This is a genomic window from Flavobacterium swingsii (assembly GCF_900111965.1).
Taxonomy (GTDB): Bacteria; Bacteroidota; Bacteroidia; order Flavobacteriales; family Flavobacteriaceae; genus Flavobacterium; species Flavobacterium swingsii.
Map to the genome: position 1 here is coordinate 123,911 of NZ_FOJT01000006.1, position 11,130 is coordinate 135,040.

Annotated in this window: 10 protein-coding genes; 3 read left to right on the forward strand and 7 right to left on the reverse strand. The window is 30.9% G+C overall.

Going from position 1 to position 11,130, the window contains the following annotated elements:
• Window positions 1-114: 114 nt before the first annotated feature.
• The 3 genes from BM053_RS11275 to BM053_RS11285 all read right to left on the reverse strand — a co-directional run bounded on the left by BM053_RS11275 (window position 115) and on the right by BM053_RS11285 (window position 2,338).
• On the reverse strand, window positions 115-543 hold the full coding sequence (locus BM053_RS11275) for a DUF6998 domain-containing protein (protein ID WP_143076483.1): 429 nt from the start codon (window positions 541-543) through the stop codon (window positions 115-117).
• A gap of 172 nt (window positions 544-715) precedes the next feature.
• A complete protein-coding gene (locus BM053_RS11280; protein ID WP_091477467.1) occupies window positions 716-1,354 on the reverse strand; it encodes a hypothetical protein in 639 nt (212 codons plus the stop codon).
• A 159-nt stretch (window positions 1,355-1,513) separates the two neighbouring features.
• Window positions 1,514-2,338 carry an Omp28-related outer membrane protein gene (locus tag BM053_RS11285; RefSeq protein ID WP_091477469.1) on the reverse strand — a complete coding sequence of 275 codons (825 nt, stop codon included), beginning with the start codon at window positions 2,336-2,338 and terminating at the stop codon, window positions 1,514-1,516.
• Between the two features lie 110 nt (window positions 2,339-2,448).
• Between BM053_RS11285 and BM053_RS11290 the strand changes: the two genes are divergently transcribed.
• The 3 genes from BM053_RS11290 to BM053_RS11300 all read left to right on the forward strand — a co-directional run bounded on the left by BM053_RS11290 (window position 2,449) and on the right by BM053_RS11300 (window position 6,848).
• Window positions 2,449-2,931: a TlpA family protein disulfide reductase gene (locus tag BM053_RS11290; RefSeq protein WP_091477470.1), complete on the forward strand. Its 483-nt coding sequence runs from the start codon at window positions 2,449-2,451 to the stop codon at window positions 2,929-2,931.
• Window positions 2,931-4,673, forward strand: a complete 1,743-nt coding sequence (locus tag BM053_RS11295) for a DUF6029 family protein (protein ID WP_091477473.1) — start codon at window positions 2,931-2,933, stop codon at window positions 4,671-4,673. Before BM053_RS11290 ends, BM053_RS11295 begins: the two co-directional genes overlap by 1 nt.
• 453 nt (window positions 4,674-5,126) lie before the next feature.
• On the forward strand, window positions 5,127-6,848 hold the full coding sequence (locus BM053_RS11300) for a tetratricopeptide repeat protein (protein WP_091477475.1): 1,722 nt from the start codon (window positions 5,127-5,129) through the stop codon (window positions 6,846-6,848).
• Here the strand turns inward: BM053_RS11300 and BM053_RS11305 are convergent.
• From BM053_RS11305 to BM053_RS11320, 4 genes are all read right to left on the reverse strand, one after another.
• Entirely contained in the window at window positions 6,841-7,047 is a 207-nt protein-coding gene (locus tag BM053_RS11305; RefSeq protein ID WP_091477478.1) for a hypothetical protein, read from the reverse strand. The two genes, BM053_RS11300 and BM053_RS11305, sit on opposite strands and share 8 nt — an antisense overlap.
• A gap of 109 nt (window positions 7,048-7,156) precedes the next feature.
• On the reverse strand, window positions 7,157-7,729 hold the full coding sequence (locus tag BM053_RS11310; RefSeq protein WP_091477480.1) for a hypothetical protein: 573 nt from the start codon (window positions 7,727-7,729) through the stop codon (window positions 7,157-7,159).
• Window positions 7,730-7,828: 99 nt separating this feature from the next.
• A complete protein-coding gene (locus BM053_RS11315) occupies window positions 7,829-9,610 on the reverse strand; it encodes a T9SS-dependent choice-of-anchor J family protein (protein ID WP_091477482.1) in 1,782 nt (593 codons plus the stop codon).
• A 402-nt stretch (window positions 9,611-10,012) separates the two neighbouring features.
• Complete coding sequence (locus BM053_RS11320) at window positions 10,013-11,128, reverse strand: hypothetical protein (protein ID WP_091477484.1); 1,116 nt, start codon at window positions 11,126-11,128, stop codon at window positions 10,013-10,015.
• Between the last annotated feature and the right edge of the window lie 2 nt (window positions 11,129-11,130).

The following is an 11,130-nucleotide window of genomic DNA, read 5'->3' on the forward strand; positions in this document are numbered from 1 at the left end:
TTTAATGTATAAAAAAAACCTGTCTCGTTTTTTGGAATGAGACAGGTCTTTTATGAAATTTTTTAAAAAAATGTAAGCGATACAGTTGTTATGAACCGATGTTATGTGATGTTTTTATATTTTCTCTAGTTGAAGCTTTTTAATTTTGGATATGTCTAGTTCGTAATTGTTTACCCAAGTTCTGCAATAAGGAATTATAGAATCCGAAGTACCAAAATATATTTCTTTCAAACCTTCATCGGAGTATTGTACAATCATCACATCATCAGCTAAATTCAATGTTCGTTTATTAAAAGTAACAAACCCTGATTTTTGAGCTGTTGTTTTTACGCTAATTTTTCGATTATTTGAACATACTACATCATAGCCACGTTGATTTACTTGAGTAGCTAGAACTCCATTTGTTTTCGCAGCACAATAAAACTCTCCGATTCTTCCTAATAAATGCCGAACTTCTGTAGGTTTACAGCCTAATTGATTAATCTCAATATCTATAATTTGAAGATATTTATCTAAAAGCAATTTTATGTTTTCTATTTTCAATTTCAAGACTTTTTTGATTCTCGTTGGGCAAAATATCGCATAACGTTTCGCGGCTTTATCTAGTCGCAACTAATGGAAATTAAATTCCCCATTAGGAAAAACGAAGTTATGAAAAAAAGTGTTCTATAAATACAAAACTAGCGATTAGATAAAACCGCTGTTGTAAGCCGTTTTATTTTAGTAAATCTTCTGAAATTATTTCACAAAGCCTTTCTGTCCATACAAATCCGGTTGATGATATGTCCAAAACAAACCAACCTAAACCAACCGATAAATAAAGATGTTTTCTGATATGCTCGACTTTATTTAAGTCAATATTTTTCCAACCTTTTAATGCTAAAATATCACTCGTCGGTAATTTTTCTATTATAAATGAAACTCGCCAAAATTCATTTTTTGTAATGATTTCTTGCCCGAACAGATTTAATAATTTACCAATTAAAATTGCTTTAGATGATGATTCTATATTGTCAATTATTGCTATTAACTTTTCTCCAGCTTCTTTTTGAAAGTCATTATCTTCTAAATCTTCAATTAGCTGCAATCTTTTTTCTAGCGGTAATTTTGAAGATTCGTGCAGAAAAAGAAGAAGTTTATTTGAAAACCTATAATCTCTAATTGCAACTCCTGTCTTCCATATTCCACTAAGTACGCTAATTACGGGGATATCTTTTAGCAAACCATTCTTGAGAATTGAGTCTATTCCAACTTCTATTAGTTCACCTGAAACTTTTGTTAATTCTGAACTTTTGATAGTTTCTGTTAACGAAATTGATAATTGTTGCGTCTTTTCTATATTGTCGTCTTTCATTAGCAGAGTTTTAAAATGGCTTACAACTTATAAATTGTTGTAAAATAGTAACTCTATTTTTTAAATTTAGAAATTCCTTTTTTCAACCAAGTTTTGTATTCCTGAATGTTTGGCGTGTAAGGTGATTGACGCCTTTTTTAACAAAAATAGGAGTTTTTATTATAAGTTTTCTTGAAAAGTTTGAGTTATGTTTGGTTCTGCACCTCTTACATTAATAGCTCTTCCAGTAGAGTCGACAACAAAAGCCACAAAAGAAATATTATTAACATTTGCAATATTTGAAGGAACTGGAATTGTAAAGTTTTGAGTAATAGTTGCACCATTACTTGTACCTGATAGCGCAACGCCATTTACAAGATCTGTTAAACAAGATTTTAAAACATGGTTGTGTTCATAATTAGGAATAGGATTTATCCCGCCAAAAAAACTAGTTGCATTTGTTTGGTCAGCATATAAACCGTCTTCTAAAACATAAACAATTAGCTTTAATCCTGAAAAATTTTCAACAAATTTAATATTTACATCTAAATTTATATTCCCAGAAGCTACAGTTGAATTTAATGCGATTCCTAAATCTGAATTAGGCTTTATTAGATTTTTAATTTCAGTAGTAGTGGTTTCATTGTCCCATAATATGTTTCTATTTAACATTGCTGTTGGTAATCCAGAAACACCCATGGCTTGTTGTAAAGTATTAGCTGGAAAAATATACGGATCTGTATTCGGATTGTTAGCAATGTGTATTGAAACAGGATAAGCATCAAGGTGTTCTTCTTCAACTTTATCTAAACCAAATAAAACTCTAGGACAATACTGACACCATGTTCCTGTATAATCTTCAATTAAAACATTTTTTAAAAATTTTCCAGGTATAGGTTGTTCAACAACAGCTGTATTTACAGATTTGTCTTCCCAATCGTCTGAGATACAAGATTGGCTCATAATGCTTAAAAAAGCAGCTGTAATAATTAGTATTTTTTTCATATGATTATGTTTTTCAGTAGTTTGGTGTAAAGATAATGTTGCGAATTTAAAAAAAATTTTTTATAATGATGGAAATATCTTTTATTTGCTATAAATAACACACTTTAACAATGAAAAAACTAATTTTAACTCTAATGCTATTTGTTTCAGCGTTAGGGTTTTCACAAAAAAAACTACCAAGTTTAACACTTAAAAATTTAGAAGGAACTACTGTTTCTACAACTCAAGATTATAATGAAAAAGACAAAATTTATATGTTTTGTTTTTGGGCAACTTGGTGTGCACCGTGTATTCAAGAGTTAGATGCAATTAGTGAAGTTTATGAAGATTGGAAATCGCAATTAAACGTTGAGGTTATTGCTGTTTCAATTGACGATGCAAGAACTAATAAAAGAGTAAAACCATTAGTAAATGGTAAAGGTTGGGATTATTCTATCCTTTTAGATATTAACCAAGATTTTAAAAGAAGTTTAGGTATTTCTAACCCACCATATACAGCAGTTGTTAAAAATGGTGAAATAGTTTTTACCCAAAACGGACATACTCCAGGTAGCGAAAGTCATTTATTAGAACAGTTAAAAGCATTGAAATAATGAATAAAATATTAACCTACGCATTTTTATTTTCATCATTATTTGCATTTTCCCAAGAGGCAGATTCTACTAAAACAAAACTAAAATTTTTTGGAAGTTACGAAGGTAACGGACAATGGTATACCAACGACAAAAACAGAAAAATACAACATGATTCGGTTCCATTACGATCAAATAATTACTTAAATTTTAATGTTAATTACGGAAAATTTACTGTTGGAACACAAATAGAATCATACACTAACGAAGCTTTATTAAATTTTAATCCAAAATTTAAAGGAACAGATTTTGCTACTTATTATGCCAATTATAAAAGCAAAAAATTAGATGTTACTTTAGGTCATTATTATGTTCAGTTCGGAAGCGGTATGATTTTACGAACCTGGGAAGACAGAGCTTTAGGAATTAATAATGCTTTAAGAGGTACAAAATTAGTTTATTCACCTATTGAAGATGTTACTTTAACCGCTTTGTATGGAAGAGCTAGAACAGGTTTTGATGTTGCAAATAGTGATGTTTATGGGTTTAATACCGATATCAACTTAGGAAAATTAATTCAACTAAAAGCTTTTGATTTTAAATACGGTTTCAGTGCCGTAAGTAGATTTGAAGAACTACCTGAAAACGTTCAAAATTTTGAAGAATTGACTAATTTATTTTCAAACCGATTTGAATTTGGATTTAAAAACTACTATTTAAATACAGAATATGTTTTCAAAACTCGAGATGCAATAATTAAAGAAGGTAATTTAGATACTGATTTTGCAAAAGAAGGCAGCGCTTTGTTAGTAAATTTTGGATATTCAAAAAAAGGGTTAGGTTTTGATGCTACTTTAAGACGTGTTGAAAACATGCAATTATTAGCTCAAAGAAGTCCAGATAAATATGCAGCACTTTCAAGTACTAGTGTAAATTACAATGATAAAATATTAAATTTTGTACCAAGTTTAACCAAACAACATCATTCAAATTTAGCAAATATTTACGTTTATCAATCGCAATATCAAGTTGTTATGGATCAATCTACAGGAATAAATAAATTTGGAGAAATAGGTGGTCAATTAGACTTTTTCTACGACTTTAAAAAAGGTTCAGCTCTTGGAGGAGAATATGGTACAAAAGTAAATCTTAATGCGTCTTCATGGTTTAATTTGAAAGCAAAATACAGATATGTTAATAATGCTGGTGAAGATATTTATAATTATCAAACAGAATTGTTCCAAACAAACGAAAAATATTTTTCAGATTATAATGTTGAAATCACTAAAAAAGTATCTCGTAATTTCAGAACGGCATTTACTTACATCAATCAATATTACAACAACAAACAAATTCAAGGTATTTTCAATGAATATGTTGTAAATTCTCATACTGTTTTCTCAGAGTCAACATATCAATTATCGGGAACAAAATCTATTACTTTTGGATTAGAACACATGTGGGCTGATAATGACAGAAAAAATTGGGCTGGTGGAAATATCGAATACAATCATAATGAAAATTGGTCAGTATTTGCTATGGATATGTACAATTACGGATTTGATGAAAAAACGCATACTATTAGCGAAACAGATTTGTTTGACATTCATTTTTATAATTTTGGGACAGCATACAAAAATGGGAGTACGCGTATTGCTTTAAATTATGGTCGTCAACGTGGAGGTTTAGTTTGTGCAGGTGGAGTTTGCCGATTTGTACCGCCAAGTACAGGACTAGGAATTCAAATTTCTACTTCATTCTAAAATAAAATAATTTTAAAAACTCGGTTAGCCTTCTAACCGAGTTTTTTTTTGTTTAAAATCAAACTATAATTACATTCAGAAACTGCATGTAAATGAAGAAGTCTAAAATACTTGCATAGACTTTTATTTGGTCTTAAATCCAGCTAAAATATGCACTTTAGGGTGTTTTCTTTGGTTCATAAAAACTAAGTCATGTATTTCACAAATTACAGAATTGAAGTTTGCAAACCAAAATTGAGCGGTTTCGTGGTCACCACAAAAAAAAATATTATTTGTTATTGATTATTAAATACTCAATTTCCTCACTTTGTTTAATATTTGATTTAGAAATTAGAAACGCATTAAATAGATTATTTTTTTTAATCTGAAATCAGAATTTGATTCTGAATGAACAAATTAAATCATTAATTTTTAGTAAATTTATACTGATTTTCAGTTAAATAAGTTACGATTATGAAAAAAAATAATTTTTTACTGCTGATTATTGTTTTTCTGTTTTTTTCCTGCAAAAAAGAAATTACACCAAACAAAGAAGTAGTAATTGGAAAAAAAAGTATGAGTTGTGCACCTCCAACTGTTGATGCGAAATGGTACACTTCAAACAATAAAGCACCTTTGTTTGAAGGACTTGATGTTGTTAATTATCCTATCAGTACTAAAAATCAAGAAGCTCAAAAGTATTTCAATCAAGGTCTAGCTTTATCCTACGGGTTTAATCATGCAGAAGCTGCTCGTTCCTTTTATTATGCAACTAAACTTGATCCAGAATGCGCCATGTGTTTTTGGGGATTTGCCTATGTTTTAGGGCCAAATTATAATGCTGGTATGGAACCAGATAATTACGAAAGAGCCTATAAGGCCATTCAACAAGCGATAAAATTGCAAGATAAAGCTACAGAGAAAGAAAAAGCTTTAATTCAAGCTTTAGCGAAACGATATGTTCCCAAACTGGTTGACGACAGAAGCAAGCTCGATATTGCTTATTCCAATGCGATGAAAGAAGTCAATGCTAAGTTTCCGGATGATGTGGATATTAATGCGTTGTATGCCGAGTCGGTAATGGATTTGCATCCTTGGGATTTATACGAAAAGAATGGAACTTCTAAAAAATGGACGCCAGAAATAGTCGCTTTATTTGAAAAAATACTCAAAAAAAATCCAAAACATATTGGAGCCAACCATTTTTACATTCACGCAGTAGAAGCTTCGAATACGCCACAACGAGCGAATGCTTCAGCTAAATTTTTTGATGATGGAAATGCCAAATCTTTAGGACATTTGGTTCATATGTCTTCTCATATTTATATCAGAACGGGAGAATATCATAAAGGAACTTTGGCTAATATTAACGCTGTTAAGGTAGATAGTAATTATGTTACCATGTGCCACGCGCAAGGTGCTTATCCGTTAGCCTATTATCCGCACAATTATCATTTTATGGCGGGAACAGCCACTATGGAAGGCAACTCAAAATGGGCTATGATTGGAGCTAATGAAACTTCAAATCATGTACATCCAAAATCTATGATTGAACCTGGATGGTCAACGCTACAACATTATTATGTGATTCCGTATTATGTGGCAGTGAAATTTGGTAAATGGGATGATATTCAAAAAATGAAATTGGTTTCCGATACTTTAAAATATCCTGTGGCAATCTCTCATTATGCGAGAGGAATGGCTTATTTGGGTAAAAATAATTTAAGAATGGCTAAAGCCGAATTCCTTAGACTCGATGTTTTGGCGAATGATAAATCCCTTGAGAAAATGACCATTTGGGAAATCAATTCGATGTCGAGTATTGTTCAAATTGCTTCCAAAGTTCTAAAAGCAGAAATTTTAGCTTCTCAAAGAAACTATACTCAGAGCATTAATCTGTTGCAAAAAGCAGTGGCTATAGAAGATGGTTTAAATTATAATGAGCCGCCGGATTGGTTTTTTTCGGTAAGACATCATTTGGGAGCCATACAAATTGAAGCTGGAAAATATGATGATGCAATAAAAACATATGAAGAGGATTTAAAAAGATTACCAAAAAACGGTTGGGCACATCACGGATTGAAATTGGCTTATGAAAAACTAAACAACAGAGCTAAAGTTAAAGAAATGGAAAGACTGATTGCTAAAAGTTGGGCCACTGCCGATGTAAAAATTACAACTTCAAGGATTAAATAAAAAACGCTAATTTTAAGGATTTTTTATTTTCAATAGTCAATGCAAGCCCTGAAAAATCAATTTGAAACTCAATTATTTTTTCAAATTCAGGGATGATATTCATTTTAAAATAATCAACTAATTCTTCTCGACCAACTACAAAATATTTGTTTCGTTTTAATTTTGATAAATATCTTGAAGCCTTATTTGAAAATCTCATTTTTATTCAGTTAAAGTGCCGCACAACTTCATAGTACATGTGATTTAGTTAAATAAAAAAGAGTGAACCCGTTTGAGTTCACTCTTCTTTAATTTATAAAGCAAATTTATTAATTATATCTGTAAGTAAATTTCACTTTATTTCCAACTTCATTTCCATTTGCATCTAGTTGAAATGCTTCTAATACATAATCTACAGCTGTTGCAGGAGAAACAGGTTGAGCAGTATTTTGAAATTTATTAGCACCACCAGTTCCAACAGTTCCGTTTGCAGGAACTATTATTTGAGCTTCATTATTTCGAGGATATGAATTACCAACTGTTAATGCAGTCCCTAATAAACAAACTCCATCATTTATATTAGGGCCATAACAAAATGACACAGAACCTGTATCAGGAACTCCTGATAAAGAAACCAATCTTATTTTAACTTTCATTTCTGATGATGAAGTATTCTTAAAATAAAATTTTAATGCATTTGTTGGATCAACTAAACCAGCAGTACCGCTAAAATTAACAACACTGTTATTTGTAATTTCTGTGTTTGCTGGATAATTATAAATTTTCAAGGTGTTAGTATCTGTAATTGGTGCTGTAATTGGTGCCGCTGCTTCAGGAGTATCGTCCTTTGAACAACTAATAGTAGCTAAACCAATAAGTAATAGCATTGCTAATTTTTTCATAAGATTTGGAATTTAAATTATTTAATTATTATTGTTATTTGTTAGGAAAACAAGAAGTAAAAAATTTACTTCTTGCTTTTTTTAAAAATTTGTAAAATCTTAATTTAAGATGATTTTTTGTGTGAATTCTGCACTCTCATTTGAAACTTTTACTAAATACATTCCTTTTTCTAAAGAAGACAAATTCATTTGAGAATCATTACTCACTTGGTTCATTGTGAATACTGTTTTACCAGTAACATCTGAAACAACCACATTTACAGGAGATTCTGTTCTAATCTTAACAATTCCATTTGAAGGATTTGGATACAATTTAATTTTTGAAGCTAAGCTATAATCGTTTGTAGATAGAGCTTGTGTAGCGATAGTAGATTGCATTACAATTTTACCAGCATCATTTTGTATAAATGCGATAACTTCTAAATCTGACATTTCTTCAATGTGTAATCCAGATAAATCAGCAATTAATGTAGTTGATGTTGGAGTATTGTTAACAAAGTTTACAGTGGTACCATTTCCATCAGGCATCATTTTCATTAATACATGTTTAAATGAAGTTTCACCGTTAGTAGCAACATTACCCGTTGTTAATTTTTCAACTACTGCAACATGTATTTTATATGTTCCAGTTAGGTAAGGTGTAGCATTTACATTAACTGTCATAGTAGTACCTACTAAATCTTTGGTTGCACTCATAGTAAAATATGAAGGAACTGTAAGTGCCGCATTTTGTGCTGTTTGTAATAATGCGGTACTACCAACAGTTGAAACCTTTTTATCTATCAATAAGGTTGGAGCACCACTTATACCATAATATATTCTTCTAGTATTTACATCTGCAAAAAAATACGGATCACCAGCACCTGGCCAATTCACTTGGTATGAGATAAATGAGTATTTACCATCATTTGAAGCGGTATTATAAAATGGTGTAAAAACATTTGTATTAAAGCTTGCACAAGGAGGACAAGTTGAACTTGAAAATTTCTCATATAATGGTAAACGAGGAGTAGTATTGCTTGCAACTGAAACTGCTTTTGTAATTTGATCATTTGAAGCATTAGAATCTCCTGAACCACCATTTATATTAGATACCCATACTTTTAATGAATAATTCCCTGGTGTAGCTACCCATTGGTTTGCATGGTTGTAATTATATGTTGCGTTCGGTGCAATATTCAAACCTGTTATATTTTGCGTATATATTGTTCCAGAATCTGCCTGCCATTTTAAATCCATAGAGGTAATTGGTGTAGAACCATAATTCTTAATTTGACCAGTTATCGCTTTCGATCCAGCTAATTCAATAGAATTAATAACAAAAGTCTCTAAAGAGGCATCAATTGGAGTAATTTGATCAACGTTAATGTCATCAATAAAAATATTATAACCGTATTTACTTGTTCCTCTGATATTAATATAACGTGTTCCTGTTAGAGCGCCTGCAATATCAAAAGAATAACTATACCAACCCTCTGCCGGAACAACAGGTGCTGCTGTAGTTAGCCTATTTACGGTACCTAAAAGAGTCCCACCTGCACCAGCTGCAGTGTGAATATAAACATCTATTTTATCTAGTTCTGGTCCAGCAGGATCTCTGTACATTTTAAATTTTACTCTATAGGTTGCACCTGTAAAATTGATTGCAGGAGAAGACAAAATAGCAGTTGTGTTATTAGCTAAATTATAAGAATCAAATTTTGCCATACCAGTACCTTCAAACGGAGAACATGTAGGAGTTCCTCCTGATGTTACTCTTGTCCAAGTAGTAGTAAGAGGAGTAGTCCAACCCAAGGCTGTATTAAAATTTTGTGAGTGTATTTGTGCCTCTGCCAGAAAAGCAACAAATAAAAAAATCAGTGTTAAAGTAATTTTTTTCATTTTTAGAAGTTAGTTGGTTAATTTGTATGCAATTATACAAAATGTTTTATACAATTGTTATAAAAACAAACTTATATTTATCAAAAATTTATTTTTTTCATAACAAAGCCTACAAAAACATTGAAAACAGTAGGTTTTGTACTTATTTTCAATATTTAATAATTATTAAATAAGTTGAAAGTTTGAAAGTCGTAAAGTCAAAAGAATAACATCAATAAAAATAGTTTAAAATCAGTGCATTAGATAGTTTTATCCGATTTTAAAATGCGACATTATATTTTTTTGGGTTATTACTTACTTCCAATTATATCAGAACGATATATCCTTAAATTTGCAAGAGAAAAGTCATTAAAAGATGACTCGGCTTTATGAGCTGCGAGTTTTGAAACTTATCAATTATGCTTAATCACAAGTTGTTAATGAGTTTATCCATTCTTCAATTAGTCGCACTCCTTCTTTGTGTTTAATTGTTCGACCCAAAGGAGGCATCATAAAGTTAGTATCTGTGGTAGTGTTTACTCGATAATGTAAAATAGATTGGGTATAATCTCCTATATATACAATCCTGTCTCGATATCCTACTACTGAATGTTCTGCTGTCAAACAAACTCCCATGTATAATGGCGTTGTAGTTTGATTGAAAGAGAAACGTAAATTAAAATGATCTGCTTCGCCACCAGTTACATGACAATGTGAACAATTAGAATCAAAATACGAACGTACTCTTAAATTTAATGATTGTGTCGTGTCTTTATAATCTACAACAGATACTATTGAAGCAGGTAAATTATTTTCTAAGTAACCAAATTCTATCAGTTTATTTAATTGATTTTTTGTTCCCTCAGAATAAGAATAATTACTGTTTAGGTTTTGGGGTTTTATTCCAATAGGAAGAACTTCAGTAAGATTATTTACTCCATGACATCTTTTGCAATCTAATGTTGTTGAAGGAATTTTATAATCAATGGTCTGTATAATGTTGTTCTCATCTTTCCAAGAAACAGGAGTTGTTGAACCATCAGTTTGTAAGAAAGCATCGCTTTGTTGGCTATCCCAAACATATTCTGCAAAAATCCAACCATCAGATTTGCGAATCATCACGCGTGTTTCTATAATTTTTGTACTATTGTTTGGTTGTACGTTATTGTAATAAAAATTCTTTATAAGTGCTGCACCAACGGGCAAATTTAAAACATTCCCATCGCCATTGTAAGTTGCTTTAGCCCCTTTTGGTAACCAAATAAAACGCTTCTTTATAGCATAATCAGTAAAAAGTTCACTGGTAGGTTTGTATGGAATAACTCCATAAGAAGGCGTAAGGTTTTTAATTACTCCTTCAAAGAATTTATAATCCGACAGTTTTGCATAGGGCACTTGTGTTAAATCGAGAATGACAGGAGACTCCAAAGCGACAGTAGGAACTATAGGAACATAATTATCATCATCGTCATTACATGAAATAAAAAATGGTAAAAAACCAACTAATAAAACTACTATTAATCTTTGATAATTTACCATTT

What these genes read in the sequence shown, in the direction of transcription:
- BM053_RS11320 (WP_091477484.1), bottom strand. Translation starts at nt 11,128, where the DNA reads ATGGTAAATTATCAAAGATTAATAGTAGTTTTATTAGTTGGTTTTTTA.
- BM053_RS11315 (WP_091477482.1), bottom strand. Translation starts at nt 9,610, where the DNA reads ATGAAAAAAATTACTTTAACACTGATTTTTTTATTTGTTGCTTTTCTG.
- BM053_RS11290 (WP_091477470.1), top strand. Translation starts at nt 2,449, where the DNA reads ATGAAAAAACTAATTTTAACTCTAATGCTATTTGTTTCAGCGTTAGGG.
- BM053_RS11300 (WP_091477475.1), top strand. Translation starts at nt 5,127, where the DNA reads ATGAAAAAAAATAATTTTTTACTGCTGATTATTGTTTTTCTGTTTTTT.
- BM053_RS11310 (WP_091477480.1), bottom strand. Translation starts at nt 7,729, where the DNA reads ATGAAAAAATTAGCAATGCTATTACTTATTGGTTTAGCTACTATTAGT.
- BM053_RS11305 (WP_091477478.1), bottom strand. Translation starts at nt 7,047, where the DNA reads ATGAGATTTTCAAATAAGGCTTCAAGATATTTATCAAAATTAAAACGA.
- BM053_RS11280 (WP_091477467.1), bottom strand. Translation starts at nt 1,354, where the DNA reads ATGAAAGACGACAATATAGAAAAGACGCAACAATTATCAATTTCGTTA.
- BM053_RS11285 (WP_091477469.1), bottom strand. Translation starts at nt 2,338, where the DNA reads ATGAAAAAAATACTAATTATTACAGCTGCTTTTTTAAGCATTATGAGC.
- BM053_RS11295 (WP_091477473.1), top strand. Translation starts at nt 2,931, where the DNA reads ATGAATAAAATATTAACCTACGCATTTTTATTTTCATCATTATTTGCA.